Below are 19,540 nucleotides of genomic sequence, written 5' to 3'. Positions count from 1 at the left end.
GGGGCTTCGGCCTGGCACATTAGTTGACGCCAATCAGCGGGAAAGGGTAGCTTTAGGGCTGCCCTTTCTTTATGTCTGTACTCATGCAACGTTTCTCTCCCGGACCATATTTGAGATAATGGCGTAAACCTTATCCAAGATATTATTTCTTTCCGCTATTTCAAGTTTTGTTTCTCCCTTGAACTTTTTCTTATAGTTACTAATAGAAATGTGATAGAGGTAATATAATTGCTCATAAACCTTGTGCCAAACGTCCTGTTGTCTAGTGTTGGTTGCCGAAGCATATTTGTTCACCAGTTGGCGGATCTTATCACGAAGAGAAATTTCCGGTACCTTTTCAGATGAAACAGCAACCGCTAACAACAATTTCCCGTTTTCTTCTCTCTCCTGCTCCATCGCGTCCAGCCTCTTTTCTACGTTTTCAATCCGTTTGCTTTGTTCAAGCAAAGCTTGTGCGGACTGGACCAGTATTTCAAGTTGGGATAATGGCTTCAGCTTTTCCTTTAGAGCTTTTTCCATCGCATTGAAAGCTGCAATATAATCAAGTTTAAAGCGCATAGCCTTTTTCCCTGTAAATCCCATAGCCAGCAAAGTAAAACCGTCACGATTCATTATAAACATTGGGTATTCTTGCTTATTTTGTTCGTTAACATAAATAGTTTCAACAAACATGGGGTCAGCCGAATTTTCGGCACACCCCTGTATAAGTTCCCTAATAGCATCTAAAACATGTTTATGCTCTTTCCCGAACTTTTCAGCCACCAACAAGCTACTTGTTAGCGCTTGGTTGTTCTCACCTTTAAATACTAAATCGTTCATATTATTAAATATTTTGTTCTATTTTTCCTATGATTTTTGTATAACCCTCGGAATTTTTCCGACCACACACCCTAAAAATTGTCCTTTTTGACTGATTCAGAAGATTCTTTCTGTTCTTCCTCCTCAATCTCTTTCAGGACTTCATCCACCCTTTCGGCATTACCGGCAAACAAAATACCCTCTCTCCGGGACCATACTTTACCATCTATTGCACTAACTGCCGTTGTTACCCGTTCATCAATATCATCAATCATATATGGAACCAAATCTACATCAATATCAATAGTCTGGGACGCCTTGTCAAATTCGGATGGGTTAATATCCGCCAAAGCTGATACCAAGAAGTTTACCCTCCGTTGAAAGAACTCCCCAATTACTTCCGCATGATTAGATACCGCCATGTGCGCACCCATAAAAATATACCTGAACGCTTTCCCCGAAATGGCATTTCCAAGACCTTTCAACTCTTGCGGTGATATACGTGGAGTATTCGTCAGATCGTACGCCCTGTTAGTAAGCCCTTCGAGTTCCAATTTAACAGTATCAGGAACCTGATTCCAGGTCAGATATTGAGCGTTTGCCTTATCTCCGGTCAATTGTATGATTCTGTTGCGTTTCTTCCCTGTAAAGCCTGACACGTCCCCAAAGAGCATTAAATACGGAAAGAAGTGGTAGTCTATACAATCGGCATAGCTTGATAATATCTTCTCTATGCGTACACGTATAGTCTTTATCTTATGGCAGTAAGTCTCTGGGCGATAGCCATATAAAACAGGTAGCTTTTTAAACCCATGCCTGAAAGACTTCTCCTCTACCGCTTCCCACCCATTAGTATTTTCCCACTGGTAAACATGGGTAGCGGTAACAGTTTGAAAGCATACTATTTCTACATCGTCCAGGTCTTTCTTTTTATATTCACGTGAGAAGGCGACCAAATCTCCGGCATCATCGAAGAAAGGATAAAGTTTATCTCCTCTGAATGGCGACCATATTACGCTACGAAGCTTATTTTGCGGTCTTACACTTCCCCCGAAAACCTTCTGTATTTTATTCCAGAACTTAGTCCAGAACGAATCATCTTTGACTGCATACCAGTATTCGGCACATTCCTGTTCAGAAAGCCAGGAACGAACTATGCGTTTATTCTGGTATTTTATTTTATTCTTCTTCAGTACTTGTTGGATAGCATAAAATAGCCCTTTTTCATCTTCATTGGACGGAGCGCAATCCATCTTAGGCTCAACCCCTACTGTAAACGCTGTTTGAATATTGGTTATATCTTGCTCCAGCGGGATAGATATACGGTTGCACGGCTCTGTACGTTTTTTAGCTGGGATAGTAGTGCTTTGACCGGTACTATCATTCCATTCTTCCCTTTCTTTCTCTTCAACAACTTCGATGTCCGGGTATTTTTCTTTATCCACAATGATTTCATGCAAATCAGCGTTCCAATCCTTCCAGTTTTCACCGGTATTGGGTTCCTCTGTTTTACGCCCTTTCTTCAAATATTCGATCTTCTGATCTACATCTTCTAATGCTAAAATCTCTTCTAATGTCATATTGATATATTTTTAACGTCCAAAAATCCCCGAATAATCTTTAGGTTTCTGAATTTTACCAAGAAGCTCACCCAATACATAATAACGGGCTGCATCGATAGCGTGGTTATCATGATCTTCCGGTTCATTTATATAGTTCCCATCCTTATCTTTAGCCCACACATATTTCCGTAGTTCTTTCTGAAGATTGTATGAACGTTTAGTTACAAAAATATCCATGCTCTTCATTTTGTCTATACCTGCGTTAATAGAACCCGCTCCCTTTTCGACAGGATATATTTTTATCCCTCCATTGTGTATTTCTTGAATCAACCGTGGATCAGCACTATCGGCTATAACCTTCAATCCCCATGGACGAAGCGTTTTAATGATATCAGAGGAAAGAAGCCCGGTCCGGTAATCCACTTCATCCAAATACAGAGCATTATCAATAATTCCGCAGCGAATAGAGGCGGACGGGTCATGAGTATACCCGAAATCTTGCCCAAAAGCAACCTTTTTGCACCAAATCGGGAACTCATCAACAATGCCCCATTTTTTGAATACAGCACCTTCTGCCACGTCAGCCCATCGTCCGATAACCACATGAGCATATTTATCCGGATCATTTACTTTCATGTCCTCAACCTCTTTCAGAAACTCCGGTGAAAGATTGTCCAAATTATCAAAATAGGTGGTGTGAATATGAAGTACATTCGGATGAGTAGAGACTTGCACCTGCACTCCGTCAATCTCTACAAGCTTATGGGTTTTCTCAATGTATTTCTTGTAGATGAAGTGATTGGAATCACACGGGTTCATTATGATGATAATCCGGTTCTGAATCCCCTTTTTACGGATGGAGAGCATTATCTTATCAAATTCTTCCTCATTCGTCCACTCTTCCGCTTCATCACAGACGAAAGTAGTAATCCCCTGAATAGATTTTAGTTTTGCCGTCTGATTACCAGATGAAGTCTTGATGCCTCGGAACATGATACGGCTATTAGTCATTTTATTGACTATATCCGTCTTGGTAGTCTTGAAATACTTAGTTGTTCCGTCTAGCTCTATCTTCTCCATCATTTCGGGAATGATAGACATACCAGCGGAAACCATCGTGTAACGGGTGTAGAGAACCTGATGCACTATCTTTCCAGCTTCCGTCATTTCAAAGGTCAGACGTTCAATGAAGGTGGAAGCATTGAAGGATTTGCCGGAGCCACGCCCACCAGTGATAAGGATTATAAATTTGTCCGTATCAGTGTAAAGGGGGTGATATATCGCTTGGGGTTCTATCATTTCAGTTTATCTTTAATCCAGGAATCAATACTTATACCGTGGTCTATATTGGTAGGTACATCGGCATCTTCAGGCTTTGTCTCTTGCATAGGCTTTCCCCATAGCTTTTCGGTCAATTCCTTTAACGTAGCGATAGATCCCTTGCCGGAATCTTTATATAATGCTCTGCAAATATTAATGACCCACATGGGGGTATCGTCTTTCTCTATAATATCCTCAACCTCTTTTTTGGTACATTGCATAACATGCACTACAACCTCCTTCCATTCGTCATAGGATATATTATAGGCTTTTTTTGCAATAGTATATAGCTTAGGCTTCCGGCCTCTGTTTTGAGGCTGGTTTTCGCTCGTAAATCTTGTTTTCTTTCCATCTTTAGCTATATTCTTATTTGCCATTTCAAACCGTTTACAAACCGTTTTCTACTTGCTTTATTATTATAAATCACCACCCTCTGTACTTACTAGAGCGATTAGTTCCTTTCATGACTTCTATTCGTTGGATATAATAGTTATCAGGTTCGTATATACCAGCATCCTTATCTCCCCTTTCGGCTTGTTTTATCGCCTTTTTCGCAACATCAGAACTGATATAACCGTTAGATTCATTCCCCGTTATTTTGTCAACAAATACATATTGAATCTCTGTTGCATTGGAACTCGCTTTTGTGGGTCCCTGAATAGGTTCGGTAAATCCCGGCCCAGTTCTACGGGTAGCTTTTACACTGCCCCCCCTAATTCCTCCTGATGTCTTTGCCATTATCTTTTCCTTCTTCGTCTTAATTCTTCTGTTATTGCATTTAGGTTTCTGTATGCAGATGCTTTTTGAGCAGTCTTTATTAATTCAGACCTTGCCCCTTCAAGCGAACTGTGTTCAATAGAGCGGTATGCCCCACCTGTAACCCTGTTTGCATAAGAGTTATATGCTTGTATAGCCGCATTCCTCTCATTTGGATTATAACTTTTTCCTAACCTCTGTAAACTTTGAAGTTTTTTGGTCTGATAACCGGAGAAATCAATTTGACGTCCGTAACCTCTTTCTATATTACTAAATAGAGTACGAGCATCTCCCGAAAAACTTTTACTTGATCCTCCTCTAATCCCTCCACTTGTTTTAGCCATTTCAATCTCCTTTCTTAACTCTGTTAGCCATAAACTGTTCGACATATATAATGCTGTTTTGCACGCATATATCTTTTATTTTATCTCCACCACCGTAAACTATCATATTAGGAATATCCTTTCCTGATATTTCACGGGCAATCTGTATTTCTTCCTTTAAATACTCCTGCCTGTCAGAATATCCACGGGTCGCAAAAGCGTTATACCCGTCAGGAATACCTAAACGATTCCACTTTTGAAACTTCTTTGCCACATTCAAATCAGCCCACACCTTCACACCGCATTCCTGCCAATAGCGGGAAATCCACCTCTTTTTGTATATCTGATGTAATCCGTAGGCAACAGGGGTTGTGTCGAACAAAGACAAGTTCGGCTCTATGACAGCCTCACATCCGCTATTAAGAACAGTTGTCGGGTCTTTCCATATTGCTTCAAATCGGTAATCCTCTACATAGAAATGATAGGTAGATATTCCTTTCTTTTGTCTGGTATCAGCGCCCCATGCAGATAAGGGAATTACAAGGCCGTTTGCTGGCTGTTCGTCCGCCCTTAAATTAGGAATGTCAAAATCATTATTGCTGTCATATATCCTGTCACCAAGCATCATATCATAGAAATCTGTCTTTTCTATATCCTCTTCGCTTTCTTCTTCCTGTTGTTCCTCTGAACTACGCTCTGAAGACTTTTGTTCCGGCTCCTGCCACACCTCAAATCCCCAATCATCAAGTTCTTTGCTGTCCCATTCATTGGCAATCATATTCCAGTCCGTCTCTCCGAATGGATTATTGTCCTGAATAAGCATTTGACGAAGCTTTTCTACTGGCATATCTTCCGGTAAAATACAGCATGGAACTTCTTTCCATCCTAAATGCCTGTAAGCATGCAAACGCATATTTCCCCCAATTACAATGTATCCGCTATTATATGGGTAAACAAGAATATCCCTTGCTTCTGTCATTTCGGGAAGCTCTTTTATAGATTTGCAAAGCTTACGAAATCTTTCTCCCTTGATAAGCCGAGGATTCTTCGGTAATCCATCTATTTGACCATCATTGGGATGCACTTTAGATATTACTATGTTTTCTCTTTTTATCATACCTTGCCTATTATACCATTGTCTTTCAACCGAGATACAATTCCAGTGTAAATATACTCTATATCCTTCCGAAAGTCCTTATAATTATTGTAGAGAACAACCACAGTTTCGATATTGTGGGAAATAAATGTTTTATCGCTGATATTTACCGATTCGGCAATCTTATCCCGAAGTCCTTTTGGCATTCTCCCACCAGCCAATACACTGGGAGCATAAAGGAAAAGAATGATAAATATAAACTTCTTTCTGATATGAACGCTATCCTTATTTCCCGGGCAATCCCTAAAATCCTGTATTTCGCAAAACCATTTATATATGGATGGAATATAATCCAGATCTGACATAATAGGAGCAGATAATTCAGACTCTCTTTCTGACAATCTGGATTTCTGCTCTCTGATAGATTTTAACTCTGATATTTCTGAAAACATAGTACGATAATTTAAAAGTAAATAGTATATTTGTACTATGAATTAGGGAAGGGCGTCTATCTGGTGGTTCGGGTGACGCTCTTTTACTTTACACTTCTCCCCCATATTTTCGCATTATACAGGGAATAAGCCCATAACTTTATCTCTTCGCTGGTTTCCAGGAATTCCACTTTCATGGCTTCCTTCATACATTCCGCCAGTAGGTTGCTGTCTGCTTGGTTCATAACTTCGCTTATTGGCATGGCTATTCCTCCCTTAGTCAAATAACACAAACTCGTAAGCAAATACAAACGGATTACTTTCCCATGTACCTTTGCCGGATACTTTGTCTATCAAGTAGGCAAAAGCTTCTTGGGCTACGTTCGTTGACAAGTAAGATCCGTTTACATGTGGGGTATGATATATTTTTTGTCCAAGAAAAGTTGACACATGAATAATCCCCTCTTTCAAGCAATCTTCATCGCTAATGTCCTGTAGGCGTTCAACCTTGATCCCGGTAATTTTGATATGGTGGGGCATTAGGTCGGCTTTCACAAACATCTTATTTCCCCAACCGGGATATAATTTCAGTTCAGGCAATATAGAATCCAAGTATTCTAAGTAAGCCGCATTTTTCCCTTTTCTATGGAATCGGTCAACATCCATATAACTTTGCGCAATGGCAACAACTTCTCCAAGTTCATATTTCGGCAATATCTCGCCCATATCAAACTCCCTTTCATCTGCATCGTACATACAAGGAAAGCCAACTATCTTTTTATCAGAAGGACTTCTGTGTATATTGAATCCTGCGACCCATTCTCCCCTAAAAGTTATTGGACATTTGATTATTCTTCTCGTCATAGTCTTTCGACCATCTAATACGGCTTGGGTTAAGCCAAATTTATCGTTAAACATTATTTTCTTCATGATTATTCCTCCCATTCTACTCTAACTGTAGTTATGTATGTAATATCTTTTTCATTAACTTTCATACGCATGGCTGTTTCTTTTGAGTTGTAAACCGCTCCAATACATCTTACCATGAATGCTTCATATATATTTATCCATCCTTCTTTCTTTTCTCCCACCATGAATAAATCTTTTGGGCTGTCGGCTTCTCCATCAGAAAATCGTCCTTCTTTAGTAAAAGAAACGGGATATTCTTTGCCATTATCACTTTTAAGTAGAGCAACAATAGGGAATCTATCGTTATCTGCGTCAAAACATACAATTCTAGCTCTAAATCCTTCTCTTGTGCATACAAATGCACCTGCTTTTGCTTTTTCTAAATCAAATGTTTTCATGATTTTGTATTATTTATATTAGTTTTATTGCTTCTTGTATTCCAACTTCCAATGCTTCTTCATAGGTATCCCACTGACCACCATCATTCGGGCCTTTAAATATCCCATCGGCTATATGAGTGCCATTGTCAGCTTTGCATATATCATATCCATAACCGCAAGCGTTTCTAATGATGGAAATATGTAGATTTTTGGTTTCACGTAGCCACTTTTGGACGAGAGATTGGGAAGGTGCAGAAAGGAAACCCTCTCTTTTATTGAAATTCTCTGAATAATCGTAAGTTTCAGATAGTATCATGTCACCTTCTACGCCATCTGCTTCATAAAAAGTAAATACACATTCGCTGAACCCTTTATTTTTCATCAGCTTCGCTGTTTCTAATGTTATAAGTTCTTCGGTCATCGTTAATCGCTTTCTGTTATTATGCACCCAAACAAACAACCTAAGTATTTCATTCCAAGCTCTGAAACATAATACACGATTTGTTTTTCAATTTCAAATTCACGTTTCGTAGCATATCCGATTGAAACTAATTCTTCCCAATCATTATCTGGTTTAGAAACAATATATCTGTTACGATAAGCGCAATATCTGCTTTTTTTGGTGTTTTCGTAACCCAATCCAATGGCATGTCTCATCTTTTCTATTTGTTGTAATGACAATTTTATATCATCCATAGCTATTTCTCCTTCTTTACCAATTCAACTTCCGTCGGCTCTTCATCTTCCCATTTTACTTCGGGAAATAAAGAAGAGTCTAGCTTATAGAAATCATGGGGATTGTCACTACATAATTGCCAACTTTCCGAATACTTCACGGGTTGCTTCTTATAAAGGTACAAATCACCGTCTTTGTCTCTTGCTACATACATATTAGTCTCCTTTTTTTATTTTGAATAAATTGAATATATTCTTAATTTCTTTGGCAAGCTCTGCATTTTTACTAGTATCATACTTTAAGCTCCATTCATTATCATCATAAATACGCTTTATAGTGTCCGATGAAGCACGTAAATGTACTTGATGTTGATAATCCTGAAATGGGTTAATAAGCCCGAATTTAGGGCATGATATACAATAATGATTCCCTTTCCATGAGCTAGCTTGTATTATTAAGTAAAAGGGTTCATTCATTTCTTCTAATTCTTTAGCTATTAGATAAGCCACATAGCAACACCCGCCACTATTAAAGTGATATTTGCTATTTAATTTTTCTAGCAATAAATTAATAACCATCTCTCATTTTTTTTGATCTATCTATATACTCGGCTGCTCTCTGTGATCCAGTTTTATATTTACAGGAGTGATTTACTTCTCTATTTTCAAACGATATGGGTATATCATTTTTTATTTGCTCCGTAGGCTTGCGACAATAAGATTCTACAAAAGTTTCACCGTCTACTTGATCTCCATAAAATTTTCCTTTTGTAACAATTTCTTCTTCATAGCAATATGCCATATTTGGTATAGCATCATTTTCTTTAAGTCTTGTTATAGAGTATATTGTTGGCTTATGTATTCCATTGCATATTTCACTCGTGCAATGAATTTGATGTTGAAATTCATTAAAAACAGGCATTTTTTTCATCTTAATATATACTGCTTTAGTACCATTATATGAATTCATTAATACTAAAAACCATTGCCAATTTTTTACCTTTTCATCACCATCATATTTATATAAGAATGTTCTAACATATTTCATATTCAATCTCCTTTCTTCTTTAATTCATTAATTGCAATATCCCTAATACTTCTAGTGCCAAATCCGCTATAAGTCAACGTTCCTCCATAAAACTTAATAGTGTCTCCTTTAACAGTAATAATCGTTCCACCTTTTAAAGGACCAGCTATATCATCTTTACAAGATAATAACATGGTTATCATAAGTATAATTAATATAAATCTCATTAATCAATCTCCTTTCTCTTTAATCCGTTCTAGTACATCTTTGTTGGCTTCCAGTATTTCATCGAAAGATGGTATTGGCATCCACGCAAGTACTTCACTAGAACCAAACACCATTCTTTTTTCGCCAATATAGAAAAGTTCTTGAATTTGCATTTCCCCTTCATATTCATAAAGAACTAAAACTTTTCCCTCATAGTCCGGCAACCGTTCCTTAACATTTATCCAATGGGATTGCTTTGCATGCCATTCTGCACCAGCGATAAAATCATCCTGTGTTTCTCTATACAAAATTCCTCTGTCAGCAGGATCATATATCTCGTCAGCGTATTTTCTTGCTGCTTCTTTTAATGTCTGTTTCATAATTATTTTGTTATTAATTATTTATCTCGAAAATCTTCAATCTCAAACTCCCACTCCATAGCATCATTTTGTCGGATATTATCTAACAACCATTCATTTGCGTTTTCAAGCTCATCATCCCATTCAGGTACATCACCACCTTCATCATAGGCTTTAGCTAATTCATTATAAACTTCGTCAGGGACTTCAATATTACTAAGCCCAACTATGTAAGTTACCTTGATTGTTAAATCTTTAATCTTCTTCATATTACTCTGTTTTACGGTTTTCTCTTAGTTCTTTTTCACTGACAATATTATTAGTTCTGTTACCAAGATTAGAAACAGTTGTTGTATTATTGGGCTTACAATACAAACACATTTGAGTAAAAGGTGAATACACTCTCCCACACTTCGGGCAAATCCATCCCTGCTGCCCGAACATTCCATTATACGGATTTACTGCACTTGATTCTGTTTTCATACTTATATTGCTATGCGTTATTGATTTTATCTAAAAGATTGTGGAGTAGCACTTCATTTGCCTTATATAGTTCAGATTGTTCTTCCGATAGATCTCCATAACCAACAGAAGCCTCTACCTCTGAAAGTGCAAACTGGATAGCTTCATATTCATCAGGAGTAACCACAATTTTTTTAGCTTTTAGTGGTTTGATAAAATCAATTTGTGATTTATCCACTCTATTTATTTGTCGATAATCATCGGTACGTATGCCATAGCCACGATAGCTTTGAACAATAGTACAGACTTCACCTTTTTCAATGATTATCCCACCTTTATTTTTTAGTTGGCAAAGAGTCCTAACCTTTGCACCTATTATCTTTCTCATAATGATATTTTTTTAATGTCATCCACTGATAATTTATCCTTCCCTTTGGCATATTCAAAGAACCCTACTATAGGACATACACTTTCAGAGAAAGTGTAATTTGCAGATATTGTAACTAATATACTTAAACCAGTCCCAATGATATACTCACAAGAAACAGAATCATCAAAATCAATATACTTTTGTGCCTCCTTAGCTATAATGTCACAATTCTTTCGATATTTATCATAGCTTTTGATAGTACTATTAATAAATTTATATATATCCATTTCTGTTCTTTTTTTTTACGTTAATCAATTGCAGGTTCATACGTGTAGTATTTCCATCCTTTATAAGAGTTTTTCCAATTACAATAGTCTGATGCATCTTTTTCTTCAAAAAATACAGCTACGTTGTGTCCGTAACAGTCATATACTCTATATTTCTTCATATCTTTTTTGTCTTTAATATGGGTTTATACAATTTTTCAAAGCGTTCTTCCACTCATCCTCTGTTATTTGGATCGTAGCAACATAAGAGGCGGAATGTACAAGCCGCACCAGTCGGACCATTGATATACCGTTTTTTAGTCAGTACATCCTCTACATTGATATACTTATCGCTGCGAATGGTGTATATTGGCTGATTGTACCACTTTTCACAATTTGCCAGGAATCGGGCGTTATCAGGATGTCCGGAGCCTGTCTCGATGTAGTAAATCTGCACATCATCGTATAGACTTAATGCTATCTTACAAGCAACTGCGGATGTTGCACCGCAAGAAAACCATGCTATTATCATTTGATTACTTTCTAATTTTGTTATTAGTCAATTGGTAACTTCATAAAGCACATCCATATCGTCTTACTTTGCCTCCCTGTAGTGTGCCCAAACAACGGCTCATAAGGGATAAGAGACAATATTTCAATAGCTTTTATCTCGCTTTCGTTCCACTTGAATACCAATGTACCATTTGGCTTTAAGACACGCATACATTCATCGAAACCAGCTTTTATTACTTCCTGCCAATTCGAAGGAAGTTTGCCGTACTTCTTTGCCATCCATGACGTTTCACCAAGTGTTTTAAGGTGTGGAGGGTCAAACACTACCATATAGAAAGAGTTGTCCTCAAATGGCAAATTAGTGAAATCTGCTACAATATCGGGTTTTACTTCTATGGTTCTGATCTTATCTCTATCTTTGGCCGTGATGGTTTCACTACGTTTGTCTATGAATAAAGTATTCGGATTCTTCTTATCAAACCAAAACATCCGGCTACCGCAACAGGCATCTAATATGATTTTTGTTTCACTCATTACTTTATTTGTTTTTCGCAAATCCTTGATAATCCTTCAAGAACTTGCAAGGTTTTACTCTAATTGATTCGTATATACTTACCTGCGATATCGCAAGTTCTTAATATATCGGCATTATCTTCACCGAAAGCGATTAGGATACTTCCGCAACCGGGCGAATCTCCACGAGTCCCATCCGGTCGAAAGAAGCGAATCCGGTTCCGTAGAAATTTCATAGCTGTTGCTTTTTCAAAGATGACATCTTGAAACATCTTTGAATCGCAACGATTGAAAAGTAATGCGATTCCGTTTCCATGCTCTGCCAGACGTTTAACGAAACGTTCTATTAGAGGACGGGAGTAAGGTGGATTTAGCCAAACACGACCTACCCAATCTTTAGTTAATCCGTCATGGTTCTTGTTGTACATTTGTGTAGCTGTTTGCCAAAGCGGTTTAACCGGAGCGCATGGATCTAAATCGAACTTTCCCAATGCGTCTATAATTTCTTTTGGCGTGTACCATTCATCGGTGGTATTAACCGATTTCTCAAAGGTTGTATTCATTGAAAATATTTTAATTAATTGTATCCATCAAGTGGTCCGCTATCGCATATACCACCAGGTAAAATAAGATGTTCACTACTAGGAGAAGGAGGATGTTTAGGAGTATTCTCATCTGCGGGAAGATCCTTTCAATTCAATTACATTAAACATTTCATTAATGCGATCAGCGATATATGCACCATATCGATCCTGAATCTCTTCTATAGAAAGATTTGTCGTTATATGAGTTTTACACTCGTATCTCAATTCATATCGACATTGAAGAATATACTGCATAACATTCAACTCCGTACCAAAATGCTTAGAAGGAATAGGTTCCCTCCCTAATTCATCAAAACAGATCGTCCTAGGGATTCCACCATTGTAAGTATACAGCTCCAAATAATCCCGTCCTTTCATCGAAAACCCAGTAGCAACATAAGAGGCGGAATCAATTCTGAATCCTCCAATGGGATAATCCCCGGCATCACGTCCTCCAATAAACCATAAGTATTTATTTAGAATTTGCATTATAGTTGATTTACCGGTCCCGTAATCTCCTGTTAGCAAAAGGCCTTTCCCAGCCCCCGAATCACCTTCTGCATAGAGAAATATATCATTCATTATCTTTCTAAAAGCCCCTTCAACTTTAAATCCCGGACAAACAAAGCGGCAGCATTCAGCAAACACTTCCGCTCGTCTCTTCTTGTCATTTATCAATGTTGTAGGTGGCAGTTGTGCGGATAACAGCTTTCCTATCGGAATCGGAGTTACCGGTCTTATCCTTGTTTCCATTTCTTGCTTGATTTACAATTTCGTTATATTTTGAGTTAATTATAGCTACGCTAAAATTCTTCAATATCCAATCATCGTGTATTGATGATAACAAACTTTGAAGAGCGTACAATAGAGAATCATCATCAACAGGCATACCTTTCTGATTCCGGGAAAAACTAATCTTCTTAAGAAGTTTACTCATTGATCCAGCGTCTTTCTCGGTCCAATAGTAATCTGTGTCAAAAGTCGATTTCACATAAGATTCAAAAACAGAACGAGATTTTATATTTATCCCCTCCCCCTCGGGGGGTATGGGGGGATTATTATTATCTATTTCTTTATCTTTCTTCTTCTTATTGCCCCTAGCCTGCCCCAATTCTTCCATTTTTTTAGCCATTTTTTCAGCAGTTGCCCTTAGCTCTGCCCTTAGCTCGCCCAAAGCATTGTTTAACTCACTGATTTCTTTGTTGTTATCTATGCCCCTACCTATGTCCTCATCCTTGCCTTTGACAGGATTATACTCATCATAGTTGCATAAAGTTATCACAGTCATGCCTTGTTTGTTACAAGTCGTTATCATACCTCTCTTTTTCAGTTTGGCAAGGAAATAGCGTACTTTCTTTTCAGACCATTGCCAACGCTTCATCAAAAACGATATGGATGCTGGATATTGACCTCTTGTATAAGAGATTTCCCGACCTCCGATGAGTTCGCTGTACGCCTTGTCGGTTGCCTCAAATCGTGCTGACTGAATCAAGTCAAGCCACGCTTCGCACTCCGAAAACTCACGGGCTACCTTCCACATTTCATTCGAGAAAAACCTGCGGCTTAGCCTCAAAAATCCTTCGTCCATAGTTAGAATCTCACGTTTGTTAATTGTCTTCCTTTAGAGCAAACTACCCATTTACCATTACCGCTATCAAACAACCGTAAATCAGAGACTTCGCCAAAACGTTTGATGTTACCGCATAAATCTACAATCCAGCCACATTCTTTGGAAGGGTGGGGGCGAATAGCCCGACCGACTATCTGATACCACATAGCAAGTGACATCGTAGGACGTGCCATAACAACAGTGTCAAGTTCTGGATAATCAAAACCCGTAGTCAATACCCCGACATTCGCCACTACTGGTATTTCCCCAGTTTTGAAATGTTGGAGAATCATTTCACGAGTTGCTTTTGGAGTATCACCGGATACAATAGCGCAACCAGGTATTGAATAGGTCAACCGCTCTGCTTCTTTCAAGAACCGAGTAAATACTAAAATGCCTTTTCTCTTACCACCTGCTTTGGGATTCATCAGTCTTTGGACGATATGAACGAGATAACCGTAGAAGTCTATCCGTTCATATTCTCGTTGAACTGATTTATCCGTATAGTCGGCACCGGTGGTATTTACTTTCAGGTTAAGTTCATTCCATCCTGAAGGATTCATCGGATAATAGTTTAGCTTCGCCAAGTAGCCCATATCTAATAGGGTTGATACCTGTACATGGTAAATGACCTCTGAAAAGACATGAGGTTTTGTCCGAGTGATAAATTTCAGCATAGAACCAAAGTCACGGCTGGAACTTAAACGATACGGTGTAGCTGTCAGTCCAAGAACCTTACACTTCACCGCATCGAAGAAATCCTTGTACATTCCCTCTTTAGGGTTAACAAGGTGACATTCGTCCACGATGATGTTCTTGAAGTGGGTGAACAGTTCAGGATGATTCTTCACACTGCCGATGGTGGCAAATGTTATCCGGCTTATCTCCTTTGAGTTAAAGGATGCTGAATAGATACTGCAATCAAGAATGCCGTATGAGCAGAGTTTTTTGAAGTTTTGCTCTAAAATTTCTTTTGAGGGCTGAAAAACCAATGTATGACCGTCAAGCCTTGCGGCTATATCCGCTATGATAAGGCTCTTTCCACTCCCCGTAGGCAGAACCATGATAGCATTCGTCTTCTTCGCCCTGTTATTGAAGAAAGAAACGGCAGCATCAGAGGCTTTCTGTTGGTAATCACGTAGTTTGTACATATCTATCTTCTGATTTAATGATAAAAGGGGAATCCTCACTAAGTTTGGAAAGAAATGTCCGGATTATATAAGCCTGTTCCTTACTTAATCCAACCGGAGAGAATGAACCATCATTATTCTTGACCATCATGACAAATGTTCCTGCTTCCAAATCATTCATACCCCTTTCTCCTTTCGTAACTTCTTATTAAGTGCTTTGTAATACTTGATTAGCTGTTCGTACTCAAAATCAGTCATTTTGGAAGTACCATCAGCTTTCACTTTCAGCAAGTCAAATTTCTGTTGCCCGATTTTGGCTATCAGATTCACCCGATAGCCTTCCAAATGATCGGCTTTGAACCTGTTGCAGTGCCGGCATTCGGCATGGCAATTATTCTCATCAAACCGTGTTGCCAAATGTGTACGACTGAAATAGTGCCCGCAGTCTGCTTGTGTAAACGGCTTTATCTGTCCGCAACTGATACAGCGAAAATATCCGTTCGGCATACAATCACGAAGCCGGATGAAAAGGGAAAACTCCTTGTCGAGTTTAGCTTTCAAATCCGGCTTTTTCTTTACTGTTACCCCTGCTTTATCAAACAGAGGTAAAGGCTTGTCTTTTTTCTTAGCTTTGGTTCGTTTAATGTAATACGGCATTGTTTATAATTTTAGTTTGTGGTGGTAGCAGGATTCGAACCTGCAATGCTTGGCAATCTTCTACATCTTCCGTGTAACACTGGATTGGTTCGTTTTACAATGATGCCCAGTTTTCATAACATCATAACCAAGTCTACTAAGAGTTGTCAGCGTCTACCAATTCCGCCATACCACCAACCATCTTATACTTCTATAATTACAATATCCGGTGCAATCTGTTTGATCTGCTCCAATTGTTCATCAATGACTTTATTCTTGTATTCCTCGATGGCCTCATTCGCACCGGCAGACACAAGAGATAAAGAAACATCCCGACCGTCCACATCAGCGTAAATTTCGACTTCTATCTCTTCACAGGCAAAACCTTTGAAAAGAGGGATGTTTAGTTTGAAAGATTTTGGAAGGTTGGAATCAACCACCTGTGAGTAGTTATCCACCTTACTGCCATTTTCCTCCTTACTGCGTTCGATGTCTTGGTTTACTTTTGCCTTGAAGTTCTTCAAAGTAGAAACAAGCATCATGTTCTGCGACTTGTCAGTAAAGAAAGCTCGGTGCATCTTCAAAAACTGCGATAATTTGATAGGTTCCCATTTCTTATCGGTATTAATGCCGAACTCTACCATCTCTTTGGACGGCTGAAGTACACCGGTGATGGCATCTTGGTAATAATTTGTTTCGTTAATCGTTAAAATCATCCCCATCTTGTCACGATTCACGATAATATTGGAAGACTTTTGGTTGATTAAATCAATACGTTTCTCTAACCATCTGTAAGGCGCATCAATCGTCCCGTCTATCATAACCCTTTCCGGCTCTTTTATCTCCAGTTGTTCGGGGGCTGTTCCCTCTCTCAATACTACTTCAATAGGCGTACCATTATAATCTTTCGGTACAACCACGTTTAATTTGTTTTCGCTCATGATTCTGTTCCTGTTTTACGGTTAATATTAAAAATAGTTCTTTGCATTTCCTGCGGCATGATAGGACGGGAATAAACCAGCTCACCAAGTTTGTTGTAATACCCGGCCATCTTTTCTTCATGATAGAGAATTTTTACACACTCTTCATTTTCAACATATTCAGAGCCTTTCTTTATATTTTCAAGAAGTTCCTGTTTCCTTTCATTCAAAGGCTTTAACTCTGCCTTAAATGCTTCCATTGCTTCTTTTTTCTCTATCTCAATATCATTAATTTGAATTGAGGTTTCAGCAAGAGATTCTTTCTTTTGCGCTAATTCATCCGGTGTAAAGCGATGAGTATAGCCAATCTCTTCCACTGCATCGGCATTGTCCTGTAAGAACTGCCATCTATCCTTTTCGGGGATTTCTTGACCTAAAAATTTGTCCATAAAATAAAATGATTAAATAAATTCTTTGTTACGTTCAATTTCTTGCTGGGCATATACCAACATTTGATGTTCATTAGCAGCCGGTAGATAAATATCTGCCTGTGCCGTGCTCCAATTACGAAAACGCTCAATAGATAAAGTCATTTCCCCTGTTGTCAGTTCTGCCGAACTGCGTAAATAAGTTACTTCTTCACCTTTCTTGTTGATCGTTTTGCGTTCAAACAAATCACGGTTGCAAGTTCTCTTATAGAAGTCAATTTTGGCTTCGTCAAGGCTACAACCGTACTCACTACCGAAATATCCTAAAAGAAGATGTAAGTAGCTGTTTTGGGCAAGCGTGCGGTTAGGAAGTTTCTTTTTCACTTCCACCACCGCACGTTCACTAAACAGCTTGTTTACATACTCTTTGAACTTGGGTATTTGATATTCATTCTTCAAATCGAAAATCATTCCAAACCAAATATTTTTTTATCTATAATATATTCCCGATTTTCCTCTATGAATTCTATAAACCGTTCAACATGAGCGGTAAGCAACTTAACTGTCTGCTCATGATTATATGTATAATATTCAGGATAACGAACACCTGTTATCAGGGGATTCCGACTAGTTCCGCCTTTTAAATGGAAAGCAGTATATTCAAAAGCCTTAATATTATCCATTTGACCGGATGCAATTAAACAATAGGGATATACATGTCTTTGCCATCCATGTTCATACTTTCCAAATTGATAATTAGAGGTAGATTTAATATCATAAACAACATCCCTTATTAACTCATCTATATATCCATATAATTCCACTTCTCCATAACAGGTGGGAAGTATTGCAGAAACCAATACTTGAGACAAGGCGTTAGCAAAATATTCCGACTGTTCAATACACCAGATCCTATCAAAGAGGAAATGTCTTTCTGGAGATATATCTGTGGCAGGAAAATCAACCTGAATAATATTGGTTTCTTTATCTCCAATTATAGTATATGGCTCACGTTCATTAGGAATATGGTTTTTCTTATGAATATAACAATCTATGATGGCATTAAAAGCCGTACCCTTATCTGATGCTTCACTTTCAAAGGGAACACGATTTATGGCATCTAATAGGCTTTGTTTTAGTTCTTCCTCTATCTGTTCCGGGCTCTTCTTATATTCTCCTGTTTCAGCATCAATATTCCAAAAACTTTCAACTTGTTCGTCTACTCTTAGATATTGAGTGAATTTATCAAGTAGCGTCGGATATAGTTTATACTTAGGCCGCAGGTTCATATAGATTCGATGCTTTGTTAAATTTCAAACCTAGTTTCTTACATTTTTCATTAAGTAGGATACTACCACGTAATTTACTATCAAAGACATGTGTCATATTTAAGATAGCCGTTCTGGCTTCATTGGCGGAAACCTGGTCTGTAACCTGCTCCACAGTATCACGGATTGCATCAACCACTGTATCATATACAGATGATAATTCAGTTTGTTTTGCTTGATACTCCTTATATGTAAGAATAACATTTGTCATAAAATCATTCTTTCCTGTTATTTGCCCGGAAGAATCAATAATGACAGGTATTTTTATACGTGATGGAAGATTACAAGTATTTTTACCATAAAACTTTTCACATGGATCAAAAGATATAGTTCGATCTTTTCCTATAGCTTCCATATACCCGACCAGATCAAGTTCTTTTATTAAATCTCCTGCAGATGAACCACCAATTTCTGGACGAATCTGTTTATCATCCCCATTCTTTTCTTCACGTTCATGAGCTACGAATATCACAGATTTTCCCATAAGAGAAACCTGATTCACAAAATTAATGAACATATTTTTCCGAACTCCATACCCTTGTAGAGATAACGTACCGTCATTCTTGCGCATCTTAGGATTGGTTTGTATAATGAATTTATCCATGAAAGAAAGCATTTTGCCCGCTGTATCAATAACAATAGTATCGAATTCTTCTATTTCCTCGGAGGATAATACTTCATTCGTTTCTTCCCAACTGGTTATTTGGACAGTAGGGACACGATGAGCTGCATTTACACGGTGAATACCACCGTCGTAATCAAACAATACAGGATTAGGAGCACTTAATGCAAGTGTTGTTTTACCCATACCTGGTTGGCCATAAATCAGTGCTGACAATGTAGTCTTAACGGTCAGCTCGTTAGGTTTCTTAATAAGTCCCATATCTTATATTATTCAAAGTGGTTAATCGAAATAAATAAAGCGCCTATCCTCACGA

34 protein-coding genes are annotated in these 19,540 nt (G+C 38.2%); all 34 read right to left on the bottom strand.

The window, feature by feature from the left end:
• Positions 1–81 precede the first annotated feature (81 nt).
• Entirely contained in the window at positions 82–819 is a 738-nt protein-coding gene (locus N5O98_RS08110; protein ID WP_195664374.1) for a Rha family transcriptional regulator, read from the bottom strand.
• 71 nt (positions 820–890) lie between these two features.
• Positions 891–2,384 (bottom strand): phage portal protein, encoded by a 1,494-nt coding sequence (locus N5O98_RS08105; protein ID WP_195664400.1) that lies wholly within the window; start codon positions 2,382–2,384, stop codon positions 891–893.
• 6 nt (positions 2,385–2,390) lie between these two features.
• Complete coding sequence (locus tag N5O98_RS08100) at positions 2,391–3,659, bottom strand: PBSX family phage terminase large subunit (protein WP_195664375.1); 1,269 nt, start codon at positions 3,657–3,659, stop codon at positions 2,391–2,393.
• The gene (locus N5O98_RS08095; protein WP_195664403.1) at positions 3,656–4,057 is read right to left on the bottom strand and encodes a hypothetical protein; all 402 of its coding nucleotides are present in this window, start codon (positions 4,055–4,057) and stop codon (positions 3,656–3,658) included. Before N5O98_RS08095 ends, N5O98_RS08100 begins: the two co-directional genes overlap by 4 nt.
• A 46-nt stretch (positions 4,058–4,103) precedes the next feature.
• On the bottom strand, positions 4,104–4,418 hold the full coding sequence (locus tag N5O98_RS08090; protein ID WP_195664376.1) for a hypothetical protein: 315 nt from the start codon (positions 4,416–4,418) through the stop codon (positions 4,104–4,106).
• The gene (locus tag N5O98_RS08085) at positions 4,418–4,825 is read right to left on the bottom strand and encodes a hypothetical protein (protein ID WP_195664404.1); all 408 of its coding nucleotides are present in this window, start codon (positions 4,823–4,825) and stop codon (positions 4,418–4,420) included. Before N5O98_RS08085 ends, N5O98_RS08090 begins: the two co-directional genes overlap by 1 nt.
• The gene (locus N5O98_RS08080) at positions 4,782–5,876 is read right to left on the bottom strand and encodes a DUF4417 domain-containing protein (protein WP_229128006.1); all 1,095 of its coding nucleotides are present in this window, start codon (positions 5,874–5,876) and stop codon (positions 4,782–4,784) included. The genes N5O98_RS08085 and N5O98_RS08080 overlap by 44 nt, the downstream gene beginning before the upstream one ends.
• Entirely contained in the window at positions 5,873–6,307 is a 435-nt protein-coding gene (locus N5O98_RS08075; RefSeq protein WP_195664377.1) for a hypothetical protein, read from the bottom strand. Before N5O98_RS08075 ends, N5O98_RS08080 begins: the two co-directional genes overlap by 4 nt.
• An 83-nt stretch (positions 6,308–6,390) precedes the next feature.
• Positions 6,391–6,531, bottom strand: a complete 141-nt coding sequence (locus N5O98_RS08070; RefSeq protein ID WP_195664405.1) for a hypothetical protein — start codon at positions 6,529–6,531, stop codon at positions 6,391–6,393.
• A 31-nt stretch (positions 6,532–6,562) separates the two neighbouring features.
• Positions 6,563–7,216 (bottom strand): hypothetical protein, encoded by a 654-nt coding sequence (locus N5O98_RS08065; protein WP_118161148.1) that lies wholly within the window; start codon positions 7,214–7,216, stop codon positions 6,563–6,565.
• Between the two features lie 2 nt (positions 7,217–7,218).
• Positions 7,219–7,593, bottom strand: a complete 375-nt coding sequence (locus tag N5O98_RS08060; protein ID WP_195664378.1) for a hypothetical protein — start codon at positions 7,591–7,593, stop codon at positions 7,219–7,221.
• Between the two features lie 13 nt (positions 7,594–7,606).
• Positions 7,607–7,996 (bottom strand): hypothetical protein, encoded by a 390-nt coding sequence (locus N5O98_RS08055; protein WP_195664379.1) that lies wholly within the window; start codon positions 7,994–7,996, stop codon positions 7,607–7,609.
• A gap of 2 nt (positions 7,997–7,998) precedes the next feature.
• Complete coding sequence (locus N5O98_RS08050; RefSeq protein WP_195664380.1) at positions 7,999–8,271, bottom strand: hypothetical protein; 273 nt, start codon at positions 8,269–8,271, stop codon at positions 7,999–8,001.
• 2 nt (positions 8,272–8,273) lie between these two features.
• On the bottom strand, positions 8,274–8,465 hold the full coding sequence (locus tag N5O98_RS08045; protein ID WP_195664381.1) for a hypothetical protein: 192 nt from the start codon (positions 8,463–8,465) through the stop codon (positions 8,274–8,276).
• Between the two features lies 1 nt (position 8,466).
• A complete protein-coding gene (locus N5O98_RS08040; RefSeq protein ID WP_004303176.1) occupies positions 8,467–8,829 on the bottom strand; it encodes a hypothetical protein in 363 nt (120 codons plus the stop codon).
• Complete coding sequence (locus N5O98_RS08035) at positions 8,819–9,298, bottom strand: hypothetical protein (RefSeq protein WP_195664382.1); 480 nt, start codon at positions 9,296–9,298, stop codon at positions 8,819–8,821. Before N5O98_RS08035 ends, N5O98_RS08040 begins: the two co-directional genes overlap by 11 nt.
• 2 nt (positions 9,299–9,300) lie before the next feature.
• The gene (locus tag N5O98_RS08030) at positions 9,301–9,504 is read right to left on the bottom strand and encodes a hypothetical protein (protein ID WP_195664383.1); all 204 of its coding nucleotides are present in this window, start codon (positions 9,502–9,504) and stop codon (positions 9,301–9,303) included.
• Positions 9,505–9,507: 3 nt separating this feature from the next.
• Positions 9,508–9,864: a DUF551 domain-containing protein gene (locus N5O98_RS08025; protein ID WP_195664384.1), complete on the bottom strand. Its 357-nt coding sequence runs from the start codon at positions 9,862–9,864 to the stop codon at positions 9,508–9,510.
• A 17-nt stretch (positions 9,865–9,881) separates the two neighbouring features.
• Complete coding sequence (locus tag N5O98_RS08020; protein ID WP_195664385.1) at positions 9,882–10,112, bottom strand: hypothetical protein; 231 nt, start codon at positions 10,110–10,112, stop codon at positions 9,882–9,884.
• A 224-nt stretch (positions 10,113–10,336) separates the two neighbouring features.
• Positions 10,337–10,693, bottom strand: a complete 357-nt coding sequence (locus tag N5O98_RS08015) for a hypothetical protein (protein WP_195664386.1) — start codon at positions 10,691–10,693, stop codon at positions 10,337–10,339.
• A complete protein-coding gene (locus tag N5O98_RS08010) occupies positions 10,690–10,962 on the bottom strand; it encodes a hypothetical protein (RefSeq protein ID WP_195664387.1) in 273 nt (90 codons plus the stop codon). The genes N5O98_RS08015 and N5O98_RS08010 overlap by 4 nt, the downstream gene beginning before the upstream one ends.
• 20 nt (positions 10,963–10,982) lie before the next feature.
• A complete protein-coding gene (locus N5O98_RS08005) occupies positions 10,983–11,123 on the bottom strand; it encodes a hypothetical protein (RefSeq protein ID WP_158570389.1) in 141 nt (46 codons plus the stop codon).
• Between the two features lie 53 nt (positions 11,124–11,176).
• Entirely contained in the window at positions 11,177–11,473 is a 297-nt protein-coding gene (locus N5O98_RS08000) for a hypothetical protein (RefSeq protein WP_229128008.1), read from the bottom strand.
• 23 nt (positions 11,474–11,496) lie between these two features.
• Complete coding sequence (locus N5O98_RS07995) at positions 11,497–11,988, bottom strand: class I SAM-dependent methyltransferase (RefSeq protein WP_118161080.1); 492 nt, start codon at positions 11,986–11,988, stop codon at positions 11,497–11,499.
• A 59-nt stretch (positions 11,989–12,047) separates the two neighbouring features.
• A complete protein-coding gene (locus N5O98_RS07990; RefSeq protein WP_195664388.1) occupies positions 12,048–12,530 on the bottom strand; it encodes a DNA N-6-adenine-methyltransferase in 483 nt (160 codons plus the stop codon).
• 108 nt (positions 12,531–12,638) lie between these two features.
• A complete protein-coding gene (locus tag N5O98_RS07985) occupies positions 12,639–13,229 on the bottom strand; it encodes a hypothetical protein (protein WP_229128009.1) in 591 nt (196 codons plus the stop codon).
• Positions 13,219–14,139: a hypothetical protein gene (locus tag N5O98_RS07980; RefSeq protein ID WP_195664389.1), complete on the bottom strand. Its 921-nt coding sequence runs from the start codon at positions 14,137–14,139 to the stop codon at positions 13,219–13,221. Before N5O98_RS07980 ends, N5O98_RS07985 begins: the two co-directional genes overlap by 11 nt.
• 2 nt (positions 14,140–14,141) lie before the next feature.
• Positions 14,142–15,311 carry a DEAD/DEAH box helicase gene (locus tag N5O98_RS07975; protein WP_118161075.1) on the bottom strand — a complete coding sequence of 390 codons (1,170 nt, stop codon included), beginning with the start codon at positions 15,309–15,311 and terminating at the stop codon, positions 14,142–14,144.
• Between the two features lie 156 nt (positions 15,312–15,467).
• On the bottom strand, positions 15,468–15,947 hold the full coding sequence (locus N5O98_RS07970; protein ID WP_118161074.1) for a recombination protein NinG: 480 nt from the start codon (positions 15,945–15,947) through the stop codon (positions 15,468–15,470).
• Between the two features lie 182 nt (positions 15,948–16,129).
• Positions 16,130–16,867, bottom strand: a complete 738-nt coding sequence (locus N5O98_RS07965; protein ID WP_195664390.1) for a hypothetical protein — start codon at positions 16,865–16,867, stop codon at positions 16,130–16,132.
• Positions 16,864–17,295, bottom strand: a complete 432-nt coding sequence (locus N5O98_RS07960) for a hypothetical protein (RefSeq protein ID WP_087318651.1) — start codon at positions 17,293–17,295, stop codon at positions 16,864–16,866. Before N5O98_RS07960 ends, N5O98_RS07965 begins: the two co-directional genes overlap by 4 nt.
• Positions 17,296–17,307: 12 nt before the next feature.
• Positions 17,308–17,745: a hypothetical protein gene (locus tag N5O98_RS07955; RefSeq protein ID WP_087318650.1), complete on the bottom strand. Its 438-nt coding sequence runs from the start codon at positions 17,743–17,745 to the stop codon at positions 17,308–17,310.
• Positions 17,742–18,563: a hypothetical protein gene (locus N5O98_RS07950; protein ID WP_087318649.1), complete on the bottom strand. Its 822-nt coding sequence runs from the start codon at positions 18,561–18,563 to the stop codon at positions 17,742–17,744. The genes N5O98_RS07955 and N5O98_RS07950 overlap by 4 nt, the downstream gene beginning before the upstream one ends.
• Positions 18,547–19,485 (bottom strand): ATP-binding protein, encoded by a 939-nt coding sequence (locus tag N5O98_RS07945; RefSeq protein WP_195664391.1) that lies wholly within the window; start codon positions 19,483–19,485, stop codon positions 18,547–18,549. Before N5O98_RS07945 ends, N5O98_RS07950 begins: the two co-directional genes overlap by 17 nt.
• Positions 19,486–19,540 lie beyond the last annotated feature (55 nt).

It is taken from the genome of Bacteroides sp. LFL-34 (assembly GCF_027257075.1).
Lineage (GTDB): Bacteria > Bacteroidota > Bacteroidia > Bacteroidales > Bacteroidaceae > Bacteroides > Bacteroides ovatus.
This window is presented reverse-complemented; position numbering and strand designations above follow the sequence as displayed.